Source organism: Paenibacillus sp. FSL H8-0048, assembly GCF_038002825.1.
Classification (GTDB): domain Bacteria; phylum Bacillota; class Bacilli; order Paenibacillales; family Paenibacillaceae; genus Paenibacillus_AQ.
In genome coordinates, this window is the sequence record NZ_JBBODF010000002.1 from 13,725 (window position 1) to 36,488 (window position 22,764).

At 50.9% G+C, this 22,764-nt stretch carries 18 protein-coding genes and 1 pseudogene; 5 read left to right on the top strand and 14 right to left on the bottom strand.

The genetic code is table 11. The features are described from left to right. Positions 1–4: 4 nt before the first annotated feature. From NSU18_RS32065 to NSU18_RS32100, 8 genes are all read right to left on the bottom strand, one after another. Positions 5–1,762, bottom strand: coding sequence for a glycoside hydrolase family 2 protein (locus NSU18_RS32065; RefSeq protein ID WP_341151138.1), 1,758 nt, complete (start codon positions 1,760–1,762; stop codon positions 5–7). A 174-nt stretch (positions 1,763–1,936) separates the two neighbouring features. After that, a complete protein-coding gene (locus NSU18_RS32070; RefSeq protein WP_341151139.1) occupies positions 1,937–2,875 on the bottom strand; it encodes an ArsR/SmtB family transcription factor in 939 nt (312 codons plus the stop codon). 286 nt (positions 2,876–3,161) lie between these two features. Next, on the bottom strand, positions 3,162–3,887 hold the full coding sequence (locus NSU18_RS32075; RefSeq protein WP_341151140.1) for an MOSC domain-containing protein: 726 nt from the start codon (positions 3,885–3,887) through the stop codon (positions 3,162–3,164). Between the two features lie 42 nt (positions 3,888–3,929). Next, complete coding sequence (locus tag NSU18_RS32080) at positions 3,930–4,871, bottom strand: Rpn family recombination-promoting nuclease/putative transposase (RefSeq protein WP_341151141.1); 942 nt, start codon at positions 4,869–4,871, stop codon at positions 3,930–3,932. A gap of 152 nt (positions 4,872–5,023) precedes the next feature. After that, positions 5,024–6,967: an ABC transporter permease gene (locus tag NSU18_RS32085; RefSeq protein ID WP_341151142.1), complete on the bottom strand. Its 1,944-nt coding sequence runs from the start codon at positions 6,965–6,967 to the stop codon at positions 5,024–5,026. Beyond that, positions 6,964–7,719 carry an ABC transporter ATP-binding protein gene (locus NSU18_RS32090; protein ID WP_341023009.1) on the bottom strand — a complete coding sequence of 252 codons (756 nt, stop codon included), beginning with the start codon at positions 7,717–7,719 and terminating at the stop codon, positions 6,964–6,966. The genes NSU18_RS32085 and NSU18_RS32090 overlap by 4 nt, the downstream gene beginning before the upstream one ends. Positions 7,720–7,817: 98 nt before the next feature. Then, entirely contained in the window at positions 7,818–8,822 is a 1,005-nt protein-coding gene (locus NSU18_RS32095; protein ID WP_341023011.1) for a sensor histidine kinase, read from the bottom strand. Further along, complete coding sequence (locus NSU18_RS32100; RefSeq protein WP_341151143.1) at positions 8,819–9,508, bottom strand: response regulator transcription factor; 690 nt, start codon at positions 9,506–9,508, stop codon at positions 8,819–8,821. Before NSU18_RS32100 ends, NSU18_RS32095 begins: the two co-directional genes overlap by 4 nt. A gap of 104 nt (positions 9,509–9,612) precedes the next feature. Here NSU18_RS32100 and NSU18_RS32475 point away from each other — a divergent pair, with 104 nt between their 5' ends. From NSU18_RS32475 to NSU18_RS32115, 4 genes and pseudogenes are all read left to right on the top strand, one after another. Then, a complete protein-coding gene (locus tag NSU18_RS32475) occupies positions 9,613–9,771 on the top strand; it encodes a DUF6199 family natural product biosynthesis protein (protein ID WP_445321885.1) in 159 nt (52 codons plus the stop codon). Between the two features lie 364 nt (positions 9,772–10,135). Beyond that, positions 10,136–11,242, top strand: coding sequence for an ArsR family transcriptional regulator (locus NSU18_RS32105; protein WP_341023013.1), 1,107 nt, complete (start codon positions 10,136–10,138; stop codon positions 11,240–11,242). Positions 11,243–11,346: 104 nt separating this feature from the next. Beyond that, positions 11,347–13,119, top strand: a pseudogene (locus NSU18_RS32110) (ABC transporter ATP-binding protein). Then, a complete protein-coding gene (locus NSU18_RS32115; RefSeq protein WP_341151144.1) occupies positions 13,109–14,944 on the top strand; it encodes an ABC transporter ATP-binding protein in 1,836 nt (611 codons plus the stop codon). Before NSU18_RS32110 ends, NSU18_RS32115 begins: the two are co-directional and overlap by 11 nt. A 21-nt stretch (positions 14,945–14,965) precedes the next feature. Here NSU18_RS32115 and NSU18_RS32120 read toward each other — a convergent pair whose 3' ends face one another. From NSU18_RS32120 to NSU18_RS32130, 3 genes are all read right to left on the bottom strand, one after another. After that, positions 14,966–15,664, bottom strand: coding sequence for a hypothetical protein (locus NSU18_RS32120; protein WP_341151145.1), 699 nt, complete (start codon positions 15,662–15,664; stop codon positions 14,966–14,968). Positions 15,665–15,869: 205 nt separating this feature from the next. Continuing rightward, on the bottom strand, positions 15,870–16,424 hold the full coding sequence (locus NSU18_RS32125; RefSeq protein WP_341023018.1) for a hypothetical protein: 555 nt from the start codon (positions 16,422–16,424) through the stop codon (positions 15,870–15,872). Positions 16,425–16,525: 101 nt separating this feature from the next. Then, the gene (locus tag NSU18_RS32130; protein WP_341151146.1) at positions 16,526–17,074 is read right to left on the bottom strand and encodes a GNAT family N-acetyltransferase; all 549 of its coding nucleotides are present in this window, start codon (positions 17,072–17,074) and stop codon (positions 16,526–16,528) included. Positions 17,075–17,285: 211 nt separating this feature from the next. Here NSU18_RS32130 and NSU18_RS32135 point away from each other — a divergent pair, with 211 nt between their 5' ends. Further along, positions 17,286–18,233: a serine hydrolase domain-containing protein gene (locus tag NSU18_RS32135; RefSeq protein ID WP_341023021.1), complete on the top strand. Its 948-nt coding sequence runs from the start codon at positions 17,286–17,288 to the stop codon at positions 18,231–18,233. Positions 18,234–19,086: 853 nt separating this feature from the next. Here NSU18_RS32135 and NSU18_RS32140 read toward each other — a convergent pair. The 3 genes from NSU18_RS32140 to NSU18_RS32150 all read right to left on the bottom strand — a co-directional run bounded on the left by NSU18_RS32140 (position 19,087) and on the right by NSU18_RS32150 (position 22,749). Further along, entirely contained in the window at positions 19,087–19,845 is a 759-nt protein-coding gene (locus tag NSU18_RS32140) for a CPBP family intramembrane glutamic endopeptidase (RefSeq protein WP_341151147.1), read from the bottom strand. A 468-nt stretch (positions 19,846–20,313) separates the two neighbouring features. Further along, complete coding sequence (locus NSU18_RS32145; RefSeq protein WP_341023024.1) at positions 20,314–22,308, bottom strand: chemotaxis protein CheA; 1,995 nt, start codon at positions 22,306–22,308, stop codon at positions 20,314–20,316. Positions 22,309–22,323: 15 nt separating this feature from the next. Beyond that, positions 22,324–22,749: a chemotaxis protein CheW gene (locus tag NSU18_RS32150; RefSeq protein WP_341023025.1), complete on the bottom strand. Its 426-nt coding sequence runs from the start codon at positions 22,747–22,749 to the stop codon at positions 22,324–22,326. Positions 22,750–22,764: the final 15 nt, after the last annotated feature.

The window sequence follows — 22,764 nt, forward strand, 5'->3', positions numbered from 1 at the left end:
TCGCCTACCGGTTGATCTTACGAATCTCTTCCAGTGGAAGCTTCGGTGTCCGGTCCGCCGTCAATAGTCCGTTCACTTCCTGCTGCACATCCGTAACTTGGGTATAGCAATAACCGCAGATGTACGGGGTATCCTTGATCGCCTGCGTGATGCTGCGGAACCGCTCGATGAACGCCTCTGTGCTGCCCACCTGCTCTCCATAGCCCCACCCTTCGCCGGTGTCGAAGGCAATGCCCCCGAATTCACTGACTATGACCGGCTGCCCCCGGTACTCATACCCCTCTGCCATCGCGTATTTCCAATTGTTGAACGAGGAACTGCCGCCAAGCACACTGCCGGAGTCCGCATACCGCTCCATTAGAGCCGCACCGCTCTCCTCGTAATCATGCAAGGTAATAATATCGCTGATCGTATGCTCCCAGCCGTCATTGACAATCACCGGACGATCCGGGTCCATCGCCTTGGTCAGATGATAGATGCCCTCTGTGAATTGCTGCTGCCGCTTGTTCGTGTAGACCTGCGGAATGCCCCATGATTCGTTAAAAGGCACCCAGGTAATTACCGAGGGATGATTATACTGCTGCCGGACAATCTCTGTCCACTCCTTCGTGAACTGCTCCACCGCCTCATCGCCAAACTCATAGGTGGCCGCCATCTCCGACCAGACCAGCATTCCCTTCACATCACACCAGTACAGGAAGCGCGCATCCTCAATCTTCATATGCTTGCGGACCCCGTTGTAGCCCATCGCCAGAATCGCGTCGATATCAGCAATCAGCGCCTCCTCCGAAGGCGGGGTCAGATGGCTGTCCGGCCAATAGCCCTGGTCCAGAATCAGCTTCTGATACACTGGCGTATTGTTGAGCAGCACCTTGCCTTGTTCAATGGAGATTTTGCGGAGTCCGAAATAGGAGAATACCCGGTCAATCACCTGCTCCGCCTGGTACAGAACGAACTCCACCTCATACAGTACCGGCGCCGCGGGCGACCAGGACTGGAGCTTCCAGGGGCCATTCGCTTCATGTGTCAGCTCTACATCCAGTTGAAGCGAGGCCCGGTCTGCCTGAAGCGAGACCTGCTTGAAGGTCTTCTCTCCGGTGCTGATCCGGGTCTCCAGCCGGAGATCAGGGCTTGCCCCATGGGTGTTGTATTCGAATTGGACCGAGCGGTTATCGAGATCCGGGGTGATTTTGACAGACTTAAGGTACGAAGGGGATACATACTCCAGCCACACACTCTGCCAGATTCCCGTGGTCTGCACATAGAAGCACTCGAAATTCTCATCCACCCAGCGCTGCTTGCCCCGTGGCTGTGTACAGCTCTGGCTGTCCTCCACCTTGACCGTCAGACGGTTCACTGCTCCGGCTCCCGTGTTGAGATAATCGGTAATATCCAGTGTAAAAGCCGCATACCCGCCTTGATGACCCCCGGCATAGCTGCCGTTCACCCACACCTTCGCGATGTAATCTACCGCCTGGAAATTCAGCAGCACCCGCTTGTTGCCCAAGCTGTCAGGTTGGTGTACCTCCCGCTCATACCATACATACGGATGGAATTCGGTCTCACCGATACCGCTCGCCTCCGTCTCATACGTGAACGGAACCTGAATCTTCAGATCGCCGTGCAGCTCCTCATGCCATCTCTCCCGCTCCCCTGTGTTGTCATCGTCATAGCGGAAATCCCACTCCCCGTTCAGACTCTGCCAGCCGTTACGGACGAACTGCGGCCGCGGATAATCCTTGATATAATGCCGGGTTGTCATGGAACAATGCACACTCCTTATAAACAATAATTTTGTTTTAATACAATAAATATGTATCAATTATTGCAGAACCTGTTGAAATGTCAATGCTGACGCAAAAAAAGAACCTTCGCCATAAGCAGCAGGTTCTTCTCCGCAAATACAAATACAATCTTAGATTCACCTTCTTCTAGACTAAGTCTCTACACTATAAAAAATCTTCATCACCAGATCCTGCTCATAATCGCCGAACTTTTTGCCGAACAGGTTCATGCCGCCCTTGAAGACCGCATTCTCCTTCACACCCAGCCGCAGATCCACATGGTTCTGGCCGGTGAGCTGCAGTTGCTCCAGATTAACAGCGGATAGCTCCTGATGGTCAATAGTGCTGCGGGTGTTGTCTACGCTCCAGGTTTTGAGTGCGCCGAACTGGGTTCCCGTATCGATCCACCATGCGGGATTCAGCTTCCCCCGTCTGCCGCCAAAGTCTCCGGGCGAGGTCCAGGTTCCCACCTCCACCTGGTTAATCCACAGCGTAATATCCGAAGGCCACTCATTCTCGTAATTCGGTGCCTCCGAGCAGATCTCCATGGAGAACTGAATCCGGCGAAGCACCGCTCCTTGCGGGATCTCCAGCGGATAGCGGTATTCGAGATATCCCTTGCGCAGCCAGAGCAACTGGGCTTGTACCCTGTCCGGATGAAAAAATCCCGCCGGTGAATCCTCGGTAATAATCGGACCGTTCTCACTGACCATCCCGCAGGTTGGCGCTACCTCGCAGGCGGTGAAATTGCCGATCGGCATGGATATCTCATAGCAATATTCGCCTTGATCGGCTTGCAGGCGGCGCTGCGGGGCATTGATCGTGATTTTGATATCATCATAAATCCGGCTGCATACCTTCATCGCCCCGCGGGACGCGGGCAGCAGTTCGGTCTCAATCAGCCCAGCCTGCTCCAGCACCTTCACATTGGAGGCAGCCGTGGATACCGGAATCTCCAGCGCCTCCGCCAGCTCCGCCACATTCATTCTCCGGCTGTTAAGCAGCGCCAGCATTCTGAGTCTAAGCTCCGTAGAGAGCGCGTGTGTCACCTTCACCAGCTCATCCGCATGCTCCATGGATAACTCCAGCATATCGATCACCTCATTTAACTGTCCGTAATTACATATCCTACAATCCTGCACTAATTGCAACATTCCCCGGATCGAACGCCCGCTAACCCAAGAATATTGCATAAAATGCAGCAATTCCTTCGCATAAGGCAGCTATTCCGGACAATTCCTGCAGTCTGTGCAACAATTCTCCCAGCGTTGCCGCTGCTAAGATATCAAAGTTGTAAAACTTACAACATTATAGTCGCTAAAGATATTATGGAGCTTCCAATCACACCTTGGCTGGAGCGAAGGACTTCTGTCCAGCTTAGTTATCCAGCATCACAACCTGATCACCGAGCCGGACCTCTCCCGGAGTGATGACGGAAGCATAGACGCCGAACTGCTGCTTAAGCTCTTTATAGACCTGCTTCAGCAGTGAGCTGTCGCGCTCCAGCGTATCCGGGTCAGTCGTAATCATCACACAGCGCTCACAATAGCTATCCACTTGCAGCACTGTACTGCCTATCGCCAGACGGCGGCCGAGCCACTCTTCCTCCCCGAGCGAGTCCTCACTTACTTCCACCATGAAGTTGCCCCGGAAGCGGCGCTGGTCTATGGGCTTGTCCCACATCGCCTCCAGCTTCTTCAGGCTCTTATCCGTCACCAGCAGAATACTGGCTCCGTCTACTGAGAGTAGCTGCGGGTACTGTGCCTCCGGGTGAGGAGCTTTAGGCTCCGACATTGTAATTTCAGTCTTCGTTAGGCTCTGAATTTCCGCCAGCAGCTCCTGATCCCAGCCGAACACCCGTCCATCCGCAGCCGTCACCCGGATATCTTCCCCCGTATATTCCGCCTTATAGGACATCATCTTCGGAATCTTCCGGGCAGTGATATACTGGGACCAGTCTTTTTTTGTCATATCATAGAAAGAACAATACCGGTCCCCCTCCACTCCGTAAGATACAACCTTGCAGGACTCCAATTCCTCCCCCGCAAAGGATTTTACCGGATAACGGTTAATCGACTTAATCTCACCAACTGTAACTGACACGCCCCCACCTCTTCTGTCTATAATCTGATCTCTCTGCTACTTTTACTGCAGCGGCTTTAGCTTCTGAATCTCTTTAACGGAAAGGCCAGTTGCCTCGGCGATAACAGACAACTCTATACCTAGAGCAAGCAGCTTCTGAGCTGTTTCCTTCTGTGCATCGGCCTTACCTTCTGCCTTACCTTCTGCCTTACCTTCTGCCTTACCTTCTGCCTTACCTTTAGCCAAACCTTCTGCCTTACCTTTAGCCTCACCTTCAGCCCAGCCCTTGGCCTCGGCCACTTTAGCCGCTTCATACATCGACGCCTCATCGTGTAAGTACCGTTGACGCGCTTCGTATTGTCTGCGGGCCTCCTCGTTCTGACTCAGAAACTCCAGCGTGTTCATGGCTTTTTTCAGCACAGGTTCATTCATCGTCAGCACCTCCCATTTGGTTTGGTCTACGCCCTTAAGGAATAACAGCCAATTCACCAGTCCGCCTTGCTCCAGCGAGACAGCCTGCTCATCCAGCTTCGGCAATTCCAGGAAGTGAATCTCAATATCGTCAAGCAGAGGAATTCCTGTCCGATCCTCCCGTAAGTGAAATACGTTATGATACAGAGTATTCGGCAATAAGGCAAAGTTTATAATGTTGATCGTCACGCACCGCTTTAACTGGTTATACGGCTGGCTCTCCTGCAGTTGAGTCGAGTACTGTTTGCTCCAATAATAGAGGGTCCGTTTCTCCGTATCGTATTTGTTGAACAACTGCATTTCTACATTAATAATTTCGCCCTCGGTCGTCTTGGCCCGAATGTCGAGAATAGACTGCTTGTCCCGAGGAGAGTCCTTGTCGGTGTATGGATTCAGGAGAATAATATCAGCTAGCGGGGGCTTGCCCGCTTCGGCAAAAGTTCTGTTCAGAAAAGCCAGCAGCACATCACGGTTCTCTTCACTTCCAAAAATCCTTTTAAACAAGAAGTCATTTCGGGGATCAAGCAGCTCCATCCAGTTCAGCCTCCGTTTCAGTCTTATTATACCATTATCGCTGCCTGTTTTGCGTAAGGCAAGAGGTGGGCCCTTATGGAATGCAACAATATGATTACATGCACGCAAAAAGAAAAGGACAGCCCCAAGGCTATCCTCATCATTGCATATAATTACAGTGATTCCCGGATCACCCGCTTGTAATACAAGACTGACAGGAGGCCGAAGATCGAATACAGCACAGTATATAGCCCCATAACTACGAACATCGGGGTCAGCATCTCGGTTCCAAACAGGAACCAGCCGGATTTTACCGCAAAATAACTGTGACACAGGCCGACAATCAGCGGAATACCAAAATTGAACAGCTGCTTGAACTGGATACCTCGCAGAAGGTCCCCTTGGGTGAAGCCCAGCTTGCGCAGGATCGTATATCCCTCCCGCTCCTCCTCGCCTTCATCCATCTGCTTGAAGTAAAGAATACAGCCGGAGGTAATCAGGAACGTCAAGCCCAGGAAGCCGACAATGAACATAATCAGGCCCATATTGGTCCGCTGGTTGAACTCAAACTCGTATTGCGAGAAGCTTTGCAGCTCTGGCTTTTGCTGCTTATAAATCTCATACGCATGCTTGGCCTGCGAAGATTCCGTAAGATTTAGACCGTAATAGATTCCTCCGCCCTTCACTCTTTTCTGCTCATCCGGGTCTTTATGCTGGAGTAATTCCTGGAAGACAGAATCATCCACTACGAACACCCCCAAGATTCCCCCGCCAAAATAGAACGGCAGCACAGTCTCCTCGGACAAACCCGAGAGCTGCTGCCTCATCACGCCATCCTTGGTGGAGAAGTAGAGCTCCCCCTTCTTCTTGAGCCTCAGCATAGTTTGCTTTGTAGTCGTATACCCTTTAATCGCTACCTCGCCCGGCTGCAAATCCATGTCCTTCAGACTGCTGTCACTAATCACAGTTGCTGAGAGAATGGTTTCATTACCCGGGGTATTCCTAGTATCCAAAACATCCTTAAGATCGACTTCTACCTGAACCGTTGGAATCTCCAGCGTGGTATAACCTATGCCGGACTTGTCGAGTGCCCCCCGGAATCCGGCCTCATCCGCCTTCTGAAGGAAGCCGTAATCATGCGGTGAACTCATTCTGGCAGAAGCCCCCACTGAATAATATGAGATATAGCTTAGAGAGAGCAGGCCGATGGCCAGCGCAGAAACCGTGGTGATGACCGTCAGCAGCAGGGCGTTCGATTTCATCCGGAACATAATGGAAGAGAGCGATAATACCTCCCGAATGGACAGGTAGCCCTTTTTGCTGCGGCGGATCAGATTGAAGAGGAAGCTGACCGAGCCTTTGTAGAACAGATATGTTCCGATAATTACCAGTGTGAGGATGGCAATCATCGCATACATCAATCCGTTCATGCCCATGAATGTGCCGCTGAACAGCTCACCGGAGATATAATACCCTCCTAAGATACTGACGATTCCAAGCACGCCGATTACAACCTCCCACAGCGACAAACGCTGAATACGTGTCTGGGAAGTGGCCGTAGCCTTGAACAGCGACAGAATGCTCTGGGCCCGGATGAAGGTGTAATTCATGATCATAATAAGCACGTACACGGCGGCAAAAACAATCACCGTCCGCTGCAAAGCCTCTGGAGAGAAGCGCAAGGCAGCCAACTGGTCGACCTCCAGAATTTTGAACAGAATCATTAGAATCAGCCGTGACATCACGAAGCCTGCGCCAATTCCCGCGAACATCGATCCGAAATACAGAATCAGATTCTCTGCGCTCAGCAGCACAAAGATTCGGCTCTTGGTCAGCCCGATCAGCTGGAACAGCCCGATCTCCTTACTTCGGCGCTTGATGAAGATCGTGTTCGCATAGAGCAGGAAGATGGCTACAATCGCAACCAGCAGGACGGAGGACGCACCGATGGCAGCCCCGCCTTTGACGGAACCCTTGACCTCATCCATGGAAGGATCGAACTGAAGAGTCACGAAGGAGAAGTACAGGGCCACACTGAAAATAAGGGCGAAGACGTAGAGATAATAGTTCTTAACATTCTTCTTAAGATTCCGCAGGATAATATAATTCAGACTCATTGCGCGACACCGCCAAGTACGCCCTGCGTGCTGATAATATCACCCAAAAAGGATTGCCGCGATTCCTCCCCCTTGTTCAGCTGGGTGTAGATTTGCCCGTCCCGGATGAACACCACGCGGCTGCAGTAGCTTGCGGCAACGGCATCATGTGTAACCATGACAATGGTGGCTTCACGCTTGCTGTTCATGGCGGCCAGCTTGTTCAGCAGATCGGACGCAGATTTGGAATCCAGGGCTCCTGTAGGCTCATCGGCAAAAATAATGCTCGGATCATGCACGAACGCCCGAGCCGCCGACGTTCGCTGCTTCTGCCCGCCGGAGATTTCCGCCGGATATTTGTCCTTCAGCTCATAGATTCCCAGCTCGCCCGCTACCTGATCGAATTTCTGATGTGCCTCCTTCTTGGAGATGCCTGTAATCGACAGCGGCAGCATGATATTCTCCTTGACCGTCAAGGTGTCGAGCAGATTGTAATCCTGGAAAATAAACCCGAGATGATGCTTGCGGAACTCGGCGAGCTGCTTCTCCTTCATCCCCGTAAACTCCTTGCCCTCAATTTCAATCGTGCCTTTGCTTACCTGGTCAATCGAGGAGAGAACGTTCAGCAGCGTCGTTTTACCTGAACCTGAGGGGCCCATAATTCCGACGAACTCGCCCTTGTCAACCTGAAGATCAATGCCCCTCAGAACTTCCTGTTTATTGAATTTGTTGCCATAGGTTTTATAGATTTTGTTAGCTTGCATGATAAGCATCTGTTCCCCACTCCTTTTCTATATTTCTATCATAAGCGGGTGGATGATCATTTTCCTGCGCTTCGCCGAACAAATGGAACAGGCATGTGACACTATTGTCACATGCCTGTCAGGCGCTGAAAGTCATTTTCCCTTGGAAAAGTCAGCGTAAATACACTCCCCTGCCCAAGCACGGAAGCAGCGTGAAGTCTGATCAGCAGCGGCTCCGCAACCTGCCGGGTCAGGTACAGCCCCATTCCGGTAGCTGCCCCCTCTTGGCGGAAGCGCGATGAGGTGAAGCCTTTATCGTAGATCCGCGGCAGATCCCTGGGATCAATCCCCTGGCCGCTGTCTTCAATCACAAGCACAACATGGCCGCCCTCTTCACGGCTCCGGATGACGATATCGGACGCTTCGCTATATTTCACAGCATTGGTCAAGAGCTGCCGAAGCATGAAGGCCAGCCATTTGCCGTCTGTCAGCACAGTCTCAGCTTCAAGCTCCACGTCGAACCCGATGCGTTTGGAGATGCACCAGGATTTCAGTGCCCGGATCTCCTTATTAAGAATAGGAGCAAGACTGACCTTCTCAATGAACAGATCATTGCGGATGAAGGGAATCCGCTTCTGATGCAGCTGCTGGTCAAGGAGATGGTGGATGCGCAGCCATTCGTACATCATCTGTCTTTGCAGGGTCTCATCCGGCAGGCGCTCTATCATGAGCTGCATAGCAGTCAGCGGAGTCTTGACCTCATGGATCCAGGCCAGCAGCTCGTCCTTCTCCGATTCCAGCAGCTGGACATTCATGGAGGATTCACGCTTGTAGCGGTCCGTCTGGGCGCTTACCGCCTCATGGACCAGCCGCTCCATCGGACTGCCCGGCTCCAGGACCGCTTGCAGCTCATAGATCTGATCCCAGGAAGCAAGGCTCTTATAGAACCGGGTCTCCCGGGAATAGCGCAGAAAGACGAAGGCCAGGCAGAGCAGCGTATTGAGGAGTACAATGTACAGGACCGGCAGCAGCGGAATGGCAGAGTCAATATAGGCCACGAATAGAATAATCAGCTGGAAGACTGCCAGCAGGAGCAGCCAGCTCCGCTTCTCAGTGAGGTATTTCCTTATCATTGTTCCGCCTCTTCTGTCGCCATATACCCTTGCCCGACCTTGGTCTCAATGTAGGTATCCAGGCCGAGCGGCTCCAGCTTCTTGCGCAGCCGGTTCACATTCACAGTCAGTGTATTATCGCTGACAAAATGCTCGTTGTCCCATAGGCTGGTGATGATCTCCTCACGCGCTACAATGGTGTTTTTGCGCTCCAGCAGGATTTTGAGAATCAGCAACTCATTCTTCGTGAGCAGCGCCGCTCCCCCGCTCCCCGTGACCGTATTCTTCACAAATTCAATCGCCGCTCCGCGCCAGGTCTTCAGCTCTGTACCCTCCATGCTGTAATTATAGACCCGGCGGAGGGTCGCCTGAATCTTGGCAATCAGCACCTCGAAGTGGAACGGCTTCTGAATGAAATCATCGGCCCCCAGCTGCATCGACATCACCATATCGCTCGGATGGTCCCGGGAGGAGAGGAAAATAATCGGCACCTTGGAGTGGCTGCGTATAATCCGGCACCAGTGGAATCCGTCGAAGCGCGGCAGCTGGATATCAATCACCACCAGTTCAGGCTTCACCTCAGTGAATTCCTGCAGGACCTTATCGAAGTCCGTAACCCCGTACACCTCATACGACCACTGGGCCAGGCGCTCCCGGATCTCCCCGAACAGCGTAATATCGTCTTCAATCAGCATAATTTTGAACACAAAGGACTCTCCTTCAGCAGGTATTTCGTTAATCCGCATATGCCCTTAATTCTACCTCAAATCACGAACTGTTCATAGAAAAGGCCGGCATTCCTCCGCAACGTATGACTCATTATGTACGTAGTTTATTAAAGGAAGGCTGGAAGATGAAGGGGGATGCTGAACCGAGCGAGGCCTATCTTAGCTCCAGACGCTTCACGGGTGCCGTACTCTTGTGGATTGGATCATTTTTTATCATCATGGGGATCTTGCTTTTGCTCTAATGGGATGACCATTTCAAGTAGTTCAAGCTGCATAATGTACTATAGTCCTTGTCACGCCGGATGTACATTCAGTAACTCTGGCATAACCATTTCCGGTCTCCTCCATTAAAATTCTTCCAAAAGCCGTAATTCAGCGGTCGAACTGGCTCATCAAAGTCCTGTTTAGGGCTTCCGGTGAGGCAGTTATTTGGCGTTCCACCCGTAAACTGAAAGGCTCACCATCCATACAATTCTCATCCGAATATAATTCCTACTTTACAAACTTCTGTTTTTAGCTTAATTTAACATTAAGTAATAACTGAATGTTGATGATGAATAATTAATATTCAATGCTTTTATTACAGAGTATAAGAGGGAGGAACAAATGAACGATTCTTTGCAAGAGACACTACTGAAGAATATCCGTTTTGCGTACAACGAGTCTATTGAGTTTATTGTTTCCATGGGAATGTTGGCCTGTGAGGATCAGCTGGCAGATCTGGCAACGGAATATAAAATCGAAATTGATGAGCTGCTCGGAACCTATTTTGAAGATGCCCGCAAGCTATTGTCACCTCATTTCACTCGTGAGCTGATGTTTTTTTTCCGTCATAACTTTTTTCACAATGCACTGGATTTCCCGTTATATGAATCTGCCTGTTCCTATCCAGAAGCGCAGACTGCCGAAGAATGGATCAACAGACTGGAGAAAAGCCCTGCTGAGCACATCGTTTCAGAGATGGTCTATGGCGTCTACCACGATAATTTGGATGCATTATTGAAGGGCAACGATTGGGAGGTCGTCAAAAAGGATCTCAATAAACTCTTAGAACTTGCTTCGGACACGCAACCTCAGCCTGAGGTGGTAGAAGCCCATGGTCCGCTGCTTGAATGCCTTGCACGTCCGCAAGAAACCAAGCTGCGTTATATACAGCTCCTGCGTCAATTCCATCAGGATGTTTTCATTCACTGGAAAGACCGGATTCAAGCAATTTCTGAACAGGCCTCACTCCGTTATGAGACACAGTTCCACAGTAACCCGGAGGTTTTTATTCGTGAACTTCATAAGAATGAGCCTGCAATCTTTGACTTTCCTGCCACCTTCCATGTCAGCTTTGTTTCACAGGTGAACAACAGCTTCTACAATTTCCATACAGAAACCGGGCAGATAGGCTGGGTCATCTTCGGCGTACACAATGACCGCGTATACGGACCCGTTGCCGACCGGGAGAAGACCGAGCTGTTCCTCAAGGTCTTCTCGGATAAACGGCGTCTGGATCTCCTGCTTCTGCTCAAACAGCGGCCGCACTATGGTAAGGAAATCGCGGCTGCGCTTGGCATTACACCTGCAGCTGTGAATTATCATGCCAACTTCCTGTTTTTCCTGGATCTTTTGGACATCGAACGGGTAGATCACCGACTGTATTATGTGCTCAGAACCGATACTTTGCGCAATCTGCTTGCCTTAACAACAAAAGTCATGCTGGATTAAGACCCAATTATTAACTGGAGGGGTTCCCCTTGGATCGGACCACTAATACCGGAGCATTACCACTAGAGAAACAGCCCGCCGCTGCCCAAAATATCTTTATCCGTTTGCTGAAGCTCGGCAAACCTTATACTGGCTGGTATATCATCCTTTGTTTTTTTGCAGCCATCACCTCACTTACAAGCGTAGGTATTGCTGAAATTCTACGGCGTATTATTAATGCAGCTACACACCATGACACTTCCGGTCTTGCAGCCGCGATGACTTTGGCCGTTGTCATTATAGTTATCGATGCTGGAGTCCACTTTCTGAATACCTATCTCTCAGGACTGCTGGAGATCAAATCCACCTCCAGGCTCCAGGTCTCCCTGCTGACAAGATTAATGAACATTCAGATGAAAGAGCTGGACCGTTATCATTCCGCCGATCTGATCAGCCGGATGAACGATTCTGCACCAGCCGCCCAGCAAGGAATTAACAGGAAGACCATCGAACTGATCAGCAATCTATTGCAAATCGCATTTCTGCTGACTTATCTTTTGTCTCTGCAGTTTGTTCTAACCCTGGGTACTATACTTATCTGTTCGCTAGTCCCGCTGGTCATGCTCCCCTTTACCTCCAGGCTTCGCAGGATGAATGAGCAGCGCCAGAGTATTGAGAGTGAACAACAGGCATTCGTTCAAGATTCGATACAGGGCGCTGAGGTCGTGCGTGCTTTCTCCCTTGCTTCCCGCCTGCTAGGGCAGTTCAACCATAGAGTCCGTCAGTTTAACACTGTTCATTTGTCAGTATCACGGGTTGAAGCCGTAGGATACAATATGCCTCTGGCTGTTACCCTCGGCGGATTGCTCTATGTTCTATCTTATGGTGGCTATCTGGTAGTCGGAGGCCGGCTTGATGTAGGGGCCGTTGCCGCTTTTCTTATCTGTTTTGAGCAAATTTCTAACCCGATATCCAAGCTTGCCAATCTATGGACTGAATTACAAGCTTCACTGGCACAAGGTAAACGCTTATTTGAGATTATGGATCTGCCCTTGGAAGGCGAGAGCCCGGCTAATACAGACGATGCAGAACAGCACTCTGAAGCATGGACTGAAGATAATCAGCCTGTAGCCGGTCAGCTGCCCCTTTTATTCCGTAATATCACCTTCGGGTACGGACAACACAACGTATTAGCCGGCCTCCATCTGCGGATTGAACCCGGAAAGGTAACTGCCTTTGCAGGTGCGAGCGGCAGCGGCAAAAGCACCATTCTTCAGCTAATGCTTGCAGCTTATGTGCCTGATGGAGGGAGCATTCATCATGGCGGCATGCCTTTACATACGATTCCACCGCATAGCTGGCGCAGACATATCGCCTACGTATCCCAGGAGCCTTATCTATTCTCCGGTACGCTATACGAGAATATTGCCTGGGGACGACCCGGGGCATCCCGTGAAGAAGTTATATCCGCTGCCAATAATGCGGGTATTCACGAGTTCATTATGGGAACTCCCCTGCAATATTAGACGATTATCGGTGAAAGGGGGCTTACTTTATCAGGAGGTGAACGTCAGAGGCTATCCATTGCCCGGGCCTTCGTCCGCGAACCGGGGCTGTTGCTGCTTGATGAGCCTACTGCTGCCCTTGACAGCCATAATGAGGAGGTTGTTCAGCAGGCTTTGCAGGTGCTGATGATGAACCGGACCACGGTGGTGATTGCTCACCGGCTGTCAACCATCAGGCATGCGGACCATATTTACTTCATGGAAGCAGGAGCGATTGCTGAACAAGGGACACATGAAGAACTGATGGCCATGCAGGGCAAGTACCACGCTATGGCCCAGGCAGGTGTCCAGACAGAGGCAATTGCCGGAGGAGGATTACAAAATGAATGCTAATTTATCTTCAACTGGGCGAATCCGGCTTCGGGAAGCGCTCAAGCGGCGGCTGCCTTATATCAAGCCATACCGGCTCGGATTTCTGACAGCTGTAGTATTGCTCACAGCCAAGCTTGCTCTGGATGTAGGGTTTGCAACGATTCAGCAGGTTTTCATTGATACTATTAACAATACCGATATGCAGTCCTTGACAAGGATAACCGTCATTTGTTCTCTGGCTTGTCTAGTGACTATCATCTGTCTTATGCTGCAGCATTACCTCCGCTTCACCGTTCACAGCCGTATGTCCTGGGATTTCCGGGCAAAGCTCTTTGACACCAGTCACCGGCTGCCCTATAGCCAGCTGCAAGCTATGCACTCCGGGGATCTGACCTCGCGTAATACTAAGGATGCGGGAACAGCCATGGGAATGATCAGTAGTCTGGTTTACGATCTGGGTTATAATCTATTGCTCTGCTTGGTAGCATTTCTCTATTTAGCCAGTATGGATGTATGGCTCGCACTGCTTGCCCTTGGCACGGGACCCGTGGTCTTTCTGTCAGGACGTTTCTTTGACCGCAGACTACGCAAGCTGTTCACGCAGATCTATGCCCAGGAAGCTCTGTTACGGGGAATTCTGCAGGAGACTACCCAAGGGATGAAGGTCGTCCGTTCATTTTCACTGGAGAATATGCTGCTGAGCAGGTATGCCACTGAACGCAGAAAGCTGAACCAGCTTCAAAAGCAAAGAACCTTGCTGAATGCCCTGCTCTGGCATTCTTCCGCTTTCATCAACAACGCTGTAATGATCAGCTGTGCTGTACTTATTGCAAGATCAGCGATGCGGGGAGAGACCACAGCAGGAGAAGTGCTTGCCTTCATCCTCCTGATGGGACGAGTTCAATGGCCGTTCGTCGAAATGTCGCAGACCTGGGGCGGGGTACAGGAATCACTCGGTGCAGCTGATCGTGTATTTGAAATTCTTGATGCTTCTTTGGAAGGTGAAGCATACAGCGACCGCTTCTCTTCCCCTGGATCAGTTACCACTACTGAGGAGAACGTATTAAGTATACAGGGGCTCTGCTATAGCTTCGCTGGGCCTCAGTCCAAGGAGAAGACCGGCTTATCAGAGATTAATCTCCAGCTGCAGCATGGCGAGACCGTCGCTGTTGTCGGACCCAGCGGCTCGGGTAAAACAACACTGGTACAATTATGCTGCGGACTGTACGAACCGCAAGCCGGCAGTATTAGCGTGTGCGGTAATGCGGTACACAGTCAATTGGAAGAGGCCCGCCGGATGATCTCCTATGTACCGCAGAACCCCTACTTGTTCTCGGGCAGTATCCGGGAGAATATTGCATTCAGCGCAGCTGAGGCAACTGACGGGGAGATACGAGAAGCCGCCCGGTTGGCAGGTGCAGATGAATTTATCATGCGCCTGCCGGAAGGCTATGACACAATGATTGGTGAACATGGCTCCTCCTTATCCGGTGGTCAAAGACAACGCCTGGCCATCGCCAGAGCATTCCTGCGAAATGCACCGCTCCTGCTGCTGGATGAAGCTACATCAGCACTTGATAATGAGTCCGAACGGCTGGTGCAGCAATCCCTCCAACGGCTAATGACAGACAGGACCACCCTCGTGATAGCCCACAGACTGTCAACGGTACGGGATGCCTCTCGGATTATAGTTCTTAACCAGGGGACAATCGCCGAGGAAGGGACACACGATGAACTGCTAGAGCAAAACGGACTCTATGCTGACCTCTACCACTTACAATTCAGCTCTACAAAAGCTGGAACCAGGGGTTCTGCACTACTTACGGAATCGCTTACTGCAGGATGACTCGGAGTCTAGCAACATTCATCATTCGGATATTGACCCATGTACCGGGGGCTCAATCGTTTCGTTGCCCCGAACATCTGTAATGATCTTGGTAGCGATTATTTTCCCGGCCTGATCCAGTCCTTCGATCTCGAACGGAACGCCCGCAGTCGCCGCTTGAAAAGCAAACCAGACCGTCCGGCCGGAAGCCGTCGTAATAAGCTTCGCTTCAGATTTGTCTGTGCCGGCTTCCTTTTGCTGAACAATGATTTGCTGAATGGCCGGGTCCAGCACCTCTCCGAATACCAGTGGAAACGGCGTGGAGACCTGCTCTATTTCAGGTACCCTCATATAATTCATAGCCGCTGAGGAAGGAGCTTCGCCTTGTCCATATCCCGCGCCCCAGACCCATTTCCATCCAAGCCAAGTTTTGCGGACATACTCTATCTGAAGATCGCCGCCTTTCTGCTGGCCTGACCGGGTAAGGAATACAAGCTCTCCCCTGCCGACCGTCTCCTTATGTACAACCGTAATGGAATCCGACTCACGGAACAACCGCACGGCTTCCTCAGGGCTACTGCCAAGCGGAATTTGAAGGGTCTCCTTCAGCCCTAAGTCTTGCGACATCCGCCGGTCAGACCAGCCGCCTGGTTTTTCATACATATATAATAAGATATAGAGTACCGCTACCGAGGCAAGAATCACTCCGGCTGCTATCCCCCATCTGCGGGTAGTTTTCATCTTTTTATACATCCCCAATCCCAAGTGTTTACGCTTACAATGGCTTCCATCTAACTATAGAATATTTCCGGTCAGATTACAAAAGTACCCCTGCAGCAAGCTGTAAACATATACATTCTTATATTTGCAAAAAGCCAGCAGACCAGGCTCCAAGTGGGCCTTCATCTGCTGGCTTATGTCATTCACATCTATACTGTATACTATATTATTTAACTTCAGTAGCTCCGGTTACTTTACCTTCAAGTACAGCTGTTGCCTTCACATCTTCGCTGGAGAAGTACAGGTTGCCGTCGATAGTAGCATCCTTGTACAGGTTGAAGCCGTTAGCTTCTACATATACATCACCTTTGATCGTACCGCCTTGAACGCGGAAGTTCTCGCTCTGTACCGTTACTTTTGGTGCGGTAAGGGTGTAAGTAGCTGTAACTTTGTGGTCGGCATCCTGTGCGTACAGGGCCAGCTTACGGTAGATTGGCTTAGCTGTATCGTTCTTGTCGTGGAATTCGCCTGCTACCACTACATCCTTGTCCACAGTCAGATCGTTCAGAACAGCAACAATCCAGGTTCCCTTGTCGCTTACTGCATTAATGAAAGAGTCTGCCTGGTTCACGATCGAAGCGGAGGTTTTTGCATCTGTCTGCTCTGTTGCCGGTGCAGTTGTCGCTGCTGCCCCTTTGTCTGCATTGTTTTTATCCGATCCACAACCCGACAACAAAGCTACCGATACGCCTGCTACTACTAATACTTTAAATAATTTCATTTTAATTCCCCCTGTTTCTTTAAGTTAATCTTATTATATATTAAAATTTAATGAATACAACGTGATAATTTTCACGAATTTGTGTCTTTTTTCACAAACATTCATATTTGCTCTTTCAAAGTATCCTCCCACTCCTCTCTAAGGAGCCCCATTCGGATAGAATCATAGAAAATTCCGTTATAGTATCGGCATCGTCTCAGCCTGGCCTCCATTGTCATGCCCAGCTTCTTTCCTGCTTTCAGCATGCGCTCATTCCCGGACCAGGTGGTGTAGCCGACACGGACTAACGGAAGGCTAGAGAATAAATGACTGATCCACAGCTTAAGAGCTCTAGTTCCGTAACCGCTGCTCCAAAAGGCAGGATCATAAATGACAATCCCCATCTCCAGCCAGTATGAAGGCTCATGCTCCCAGTAGTAGCTGACATCGCCTATAACGACGCCCTCTACTTCTATTACCCAATTCATCCCTCCTCCAATAATTTCGGCCCGCTTCCCGTAGTAAGTCTCCCATGTAATGCGTTTGTGTTCATAATATGGCGCATCCCATTTCTTCCATTCCGGGGCTTCCTCTTTATAGGCGAGCTCCCACAGCCTGGGCAGATCCTCTTCAGCTATCGGACGTATCCGCAATTCGTGATCCTGAACCATACATCTCCTCCGCTTCTGTATACCTGACGTTAACTTCTTAGCGTTTATTATATATTCTTATAATAACTGACTATTGCAAGCCGTGACTGGTAATAAATGTGTATAAACAAATTGGACTTCCCGGCGTCAGATTGAGATAATACAGGGTAACTCGTCGGGCAAGTACACAGACACTCAGATGATATATGTATATACAGAAAGGATAATCCGAATGAACCTGTCCACCCTGTCGGCCTCGCTTGCGCCGCTGAATCTGCGGAGCTGTCTGATTCAGCAGCAGGGCAGGCTGATCTTCGAACATTATAGAGATCAGCGCACGGCCGCCGAGCTGGCGAAGATCAACTCCTGCACCAAGAGCATCCTCTCCGCGCTGATCTGCATTGCCATAGACCAGGGGCTGCTGCCCGGCCCTTCGGCCCCACTCAGCGTCTTCTTCCCGCAGGTTCTGCGCGATAAGGATGCACGGAAGCCGAACATTACGCTTGAGCAGCTGCTGACCATGTCCGCAGGCTTTCGCTGGACGGAGTTCGGCGGGGCCAATTCCTTCCCGAAGATGACCCGCACCCCGCATTGGGTGAATTATGTGCTGGAGCAGCCACTCGCGGATGAACCGGGTACCCGGATGGAATACAATTCGGGAGTCTCCCAATTGCTGTCTTCGATTCTGGTACAGGCCACAGGTCAGAGCACAGCCAGCTATGCCGAACAGGTTCTCTTCGGACCGCTCGGCATCCGGGATTATGACTGGGAATCGGACCCCCAGGGCATCCATACCGGCGGCTTCGGGCTGAAGCTGCGTCCGGTAGACCTGCTGAATTTTGGACAGCTCTATTTGCAGCAGGGAGTATGGAAGAATTCGCAGATCATCACCGGCCGTTGGGCCGAACGTTCCGTACAGCCAGTCATGCACACGGAGCCTCCCCGCCATGGGGGATACGGCTGGCACTGGTGGACAGATGCCCTGTCCCGCAGCACAGAAGCCGGAGAATTCAGTTTGGTAGACTACTATTACGCCCGCGGGTACGCCGGTCAATTCGTATATGTAGTGCCGGAGCTTCAGCTTGTCGCTGTGCTGACCCAAGATAACAAGCGCGGGAAGAATAATCCTCCAGTGGATGTGTTCCGTGACTATATCGTGCCTTTATTGGGGGCTACTTAAGCCTGCTTCTGAGCTTGCTGGCTGCATACCATAATAGCAGACGCACAAATCCCCGCTGCCTGATTGCTTAAGGCCCGGGGATTCATGTGTTGACTACGCTATTCAATTTAAATCTTTCCTCCAAGTAACAAAAGCCATATCCCTGACATGGTGATTGTTCTCAATTTCATGTTTCCTTGACGCTTCCGTGTTGCCCGTTCGCTCCATTTCGGAGTATTGCTCCATGTCCTGCATATGGGGTGGATTCCCGCGTACACGATTTCACGAAAAACGTTTTCACGGACGTTTTCCCTACTGTGATAAATCGCAGTTGTACGCTTCGCTAACCTTTTTCATTGGAATCACGCTCTTTCTTCCGCAAGAACCTTCTCTTGCTTGAATAATTAGCTTCGTTCTTCTTCCAATAAAGATTTGCTCTTTGGGTTCCCGCATACCCACGATCTGCCAGAAGATGTTATCATCCACCTTCTTTATCTGCAGCCGATTCCGGCATGCTTCGCTAACGCTAGTACATCGGGGCTCTCTCCTTTCCTTCATTCATTGCTAAATTTAGGAATGAGACTATCACCTGCGGTACCACTTGTAATGCTTAATGCTCTTGTTGCAGTGGTTCCTGTGGTGATGCCTACATTATACCTGAGAAACACTCAAATTTAAACTTTCAAAAACCTGCATATCCCTGCGAAATCTGCGATATTTCTGGAGGATTGTAATTGAAATGCCCATCTCTAAAAATAGCTCTGGTTAAGGATTATTTACTCCCGATAGCTGGTTTTTTTCATGTATGCGCTATCATTTCGCCGAAAAAACATCGGCCAGACTGAAGATATTCTCTTCAGTCTGGCCAGCGTAGCTACAAGGTGAGACTATGATTTCTGTGCTTGCGATTGAACACCATGAGCAGATAAATTCCATAGAGGAGATACATAATATTAAGAATGGAGACGATCAGCACCTCATGCTCCAAGTTCTCATTACTGACCATGGCCAGTGCATCATAAATAAAATGGAATGCGATCAGCGGAACAATATTCCGGCCAGTCTCGATCAGCAAAGCGAGAAGACAACCCAACAGCAGCGCATTAATCACCTGGAGAAGCGTATGTATAAGATCATTTCCGCCAAAGGCATTAGACATATGTAGAACCCCGAAGAAGATAGAGGAGAACACAATATAGAAGAGCGGGCCTCTAGATTTCAGATAATTCCAGATCACTCCTCTAAAAATGGCTTCCTCCGTGTAACCCACCAGCAGCGTCATCATAACAATGCTGATCACATCAGGCGCTCCCAGTTCAACGTTAATCCCATTCATCAGCGGCTGGGCTACGGCAATAATGATCAGCGGGATATAGAACAGTACAGCTCTGGAAGGCTCAGCCTCCAGCTTGCGGAAGCCGAAGCTCACGAGCGAGGAATCCTTTCTTTTCATATAAACAGTCACAATAATACCCATAACCAGGTAGGCGCAGGCTTGGGCATTTCTAATCCCCATATCCCCAAACTCCATAATCGTGGCTACAGCGGAGGCAATGGATACAGCCAGGGTCAAGACTACTCCCCATACCAGCGAGTAAATGAGCGGACGTCCCTGTGCAGCAGTGTTTTTCATTTCAGATCTCCTTTATAGTAGGCTAACGTATTGCCGCTTCAGGACAATAATGGATTAATTGTATGCGATGATGCCAAATTATACGATATCTATATAATCTTCCAATGAATATTGCGGAGCTTCACTTGAACCAGCATGTAACATCAAAAAAACCGGTAAGGCCGCAAGACTGCTGCAGCTTTACCGGTTTTTTGTGCTTTGCTTATTCCCTTACAGCAGTCCTGCATTCTTCACGGCATGTTCCCAGCTTGGAAAATAATACAGCGCACTTCTCATCAGCTCGGGCTCCTGCTGCTTGATCTGCTTCTTGTTCATGTTGCCCCCACCAGATTGAAGCTGCTTGATCCTACTGATAACTTCATCCGAAGCCATTGTAATATCCAACTCTTCACCCCTTTCCGGTGTTTCTTTCCATATTTTTCACCATTACTGCCGGTTCTATACCAGCTTGCGGCACTCGGAAAGTAATCAGTGGCTAACAAGATAAGAGGCATCCAGAATCAGGGCCACCCGGCCGTTGCCCAGGATGGTCGCCCCGGACAGATGGTTCATCGTTCCCAGATACGCGCCCAGGGACTTGATGACCACCTCCTGGTTGCCGATGATCTCATCGACAGCGAATGCAGCGATCCGGTCAACAGATCTTACAATCACGAGCGGAATCGTCTTGGAATGGCGCTCTGTGCGCGGATAATGCAGCTTGTCTCTGAGCCAGGAGAGCGGAACAATCCGCCCGTGGTTGATAATCGCCTGCTCCCCTTGAACAACCTGAATCTCTTCGGGAGCGATCCGTACAATCTCGGCCACATTATACATAGGGACAATCAGCACACGCCCGGAGACCTTAACCAGCAGCCCCTTGATAATAGCCAGCGTAAGCGGCAGACGAATCGTAAACAGCGTACCTGCCCCCGGCTCAGTCTGAATATCTATGATTCCGTTGAGACGTCCAATCTGACTGCGGACAATATCCATCCCCACGCCCCGCCCTGACACTTCGCTGACTTCGGAGGCCGTGGAGAAGCCCGGCTCGAAGATCAGGCTAACCGCCTCCTGCGCGGTTAAGTATCCTGCCTGCTCTTCCGTAATGATCCCTTTTCTGAGCGCAGAGGCTGTAATCCGGGCAGCATCGATGCCTTGTCCATCATCCTCCAGACGAATCACGACCTGATTCTCCTCATGAAAAGAAGTAAGCGTAATTCTGCCCTTCGGAGCCTTGCCCTGCTGCACACGCACCTCTGGACTCTCGATGCCGTGATCAGCGCTGTTACGGATCAAGTGGATCAGCGGATCACTTAGCTCTTCAATGATCATCCGGTCCAGCTCGGTCTCGCCTCCCTGAATCTGCAGCTCAATATCCTTGCCCAGCTTCTGGGCCAGATCCCTGACCAGCCGCGGAAAACGGTTAAACAGCTGATCCATCGGCAGCATCCGGGTCTTCATGACCCCTTCCTGAAGCTCTTTGATAATTCCGCCCATATGATCCGAGATCGAGCCGATATCAGGCAGAACCTTGGCGGGATCATTACGTTGTCCATTAGCGCTCAGATCGGCCAGAGAGGTCTGCTCGATCAGCAGCTCTCCCACCAGATTCATGAGATGGTCCAGCCGCTCCACACTCACCCGGACCGTTGACTGTACCTCATGGGGTTTCCCTTTGCCCGGAGCAGAGGACGAAGCTTCAGCAGGCAACGGTTCGGCAGTAGTCTGGATGTCAGTCCCGGCAACAGGTGCAGGCACGAACGGTGTAATGATAATGCTCTCGACATCTGTCTCCCCTGCCAGCTGCTCCGATATCTGCCGGATCTCGCGCGGGGAAGCAGCGACTACAGCAAATTGGCTGTATCGGGCATCTTCATCGTCTCCAGGCGCCGCCGGGGGCGCCAAGGCAGCAGCAATTACCGGTCCGCAGACCTCTTCGATACGCTGCAAGAGGATATAATGCCGGGCCGCCTTCATCTGGCAGTCCTCTCTCAAGGTGACTGCAAGGGCCAACAGCGAGTAGCCCGCTGTGGCGGCCTCTTCCACCTGAAGCAGCTGCGCTGCATTTAAGACCGGAAGCCGGACCGGCTGAGGTTCAGCCGGCTTATTAATCAGCGCCTTGATCTCTGCCACCACAGCGGAGCAATCAGTGAAGCCCTCCCCGCTGACATACTGCGTGCGCAGCAGCTTCATCGCATCCAGCGCCCGGAAGAGTGTGTCAATCAGATTGCCGGTAATCTCCGGCTTCTTCGCCCGTACCCACTCCAGCGCATACTCCACCTCATGCGTGAGATCGCTCATCTCTCGGAAGCCCATAGTGGAAGCGGAGCCCTTGATCGTATGGGCTGCGCGGAAGATCGTCTGAATCAGCTCAGCGGTTGGAGCATGCTCCAGCGCAAGCAGGGACTGGTCGATCCGCTCTAATTGCTCGTTCAGCTCTTCTATGAATATATCGCGGTAAGCCGACAGTTCCATCATCATTGCTTGTTCCCCTTTTTACCCGCCCAATATTTCTTCGAGCTTCAGAATACCGATCAGCTGGTCATCCCGTTGCCCCACTCCGTGGAACACCGCATCGCGGCTGCGGCTTTGTCCGCCTGCCGGCGGATGAATCTCGGCGTACGTAGTCACCTTGTTCACCTTGTCTACAATCAATCCGACGAATTCCTCGCGGTAGTTGACCACAATAATTCTTGTGCTCCGGGTATATGGCTCATCGGCCATTCCCAGCAGATTGCGCAGGCTCATGACACAGACCACCTTGCCGCGCAGATTGACTACACCTTTGACTTCATTCCGGCTGAAGGGGATATCTGTAATACTGAGCATTTTGATAATCTCATGAATCTCTTCAATACGGATGGCACAGGTCTCGGCTCCTACCGCAAGCTCGATATATTGTTCCTTCTGTAAGGACGACATAGCTTCACCTTCCGT

What these genes read in the sequence shown, in the direction of transcription:
- NSU18_RS32135 (WP_341023021.1), top strand. Translation starts at nt 17,286, where the DNA reads ATGAACCTGTCCACCCTGTCGGCCTCGCTTGCGCCGCTGAATCTGCGG.
- NSU18_RS32120 (WP_341151145.1), bottom strand. Translation starts at nt 15,664, where the DNA reads ATGAAAACTACCCGCAGATGGGGGATAGCAGCCGGAGTGATTCTTGCC.
- NSU18_RS32085 (WP_341151142.1), bottom strand. Translation starts at nt 6,967, where the DNA reads ATGAGTCTGAATTATATTATCCTGCGGAATCTTAAGAAGAATGTTAAG.
- NSU18_RS32130 (WP_341151146.1), bottom strand. Translation starts at nt 17,074, where the DNA reads ATGGTTCAGGATCACGAATTGCGGATACGTCCGATAGCTGAAGAGGAT.
- NSU18_RS32095 (WP_341023011.1), bottom strand. Translation starts at nt 8,822, where the DNA reads ATGATAAGGAAATACCTCACTGAGAAGCGGAGCTGGCTGCTCCTGCTG.
- NSU18_RS32115 (WP_341151144.1), top strand. Translation starts at nt 13,109, where the DNA reads ATGAATGCTAATTTATCTTCAACTGGGCGAATCCGGCTTCGGGAAGCG.
- NSU18_RS32150 (WP_341023025.1), bottom strand. Translation starts at nt 22,749, where the DNA reads ATGTCGTCCTTACAGAAGGAACAATATATCGAGCTTGCGGTAGGAGCC.
- NSU18_RS32140 (WP_341151147.1), bottom strand. Translation starts at nt 19,845, where the DNA reads ATGAAAAACACTGCTGCACAGGGACGTCCGCTCATTTACTCGCTGGTA.
- NSU18_RS32090 (WP_341023009.1), bottom strand. Translation starts at nt 7,719, where the DNA reads ATGCTTATCATGCAAGCTAACAAAATCTATAAAACCTATGGCAACAAA.
- NSU18_RS32070 (WP_341151139.1), bottom strand. Translation starts at nt 2,875, where the DNA reads ATGCTGGAGTTATCCATGGAGCATGCGGATGAGCTGGTGAAGGTGACA.
- NSU18_RS32475 (WP_445321885.1), top strand. Translation starts at nt 9,613, where the DNA reads ATGACTCATTATGTACGTAGTTTATTAAAGGAAGGCTGGAAGATGAAG.
- NSU18_RS32145 (WP_341023024.1), bottom strand. Translation starts at nt 22,308, where the DNA reads ATGATGATGGAACTGTCGGCTTACCGCGATATATTCATAGAAGAGCTG.
- NSU18_RS32105 (WP_341023013.1), top strand. Translation starts at nt 10,136, where the DNA reads ATGAACGATTCTTTGCAAGAGACACTACTGAAGAATATCCGTTTTGCG.
- NSU18_RS32080 (WP_341151141.1), bottom strand. Translation starts at nt 4,871, where the DNA reads ATGGAGCTGCTTGATCCCCGAAATGACTTCTTGTTTAAAAGGATTTTT.
- NSU18_RS32125 (WP_341023018.1), bottom strand. Translation starts at nt 16,424, where the DNA reads ATGAAATTATTTAAAGTATTAGTAGTAGCAGGCGTATCGGTAGCTTTG.
- NSU18_RS32065 (WP_341151138.1), bottom strand. Translation starts at nt 1,762, where the DNA reads ATGACAACCCGGCATTATATCAAGGATTATCCGCGGCCGCAGTTCGTC.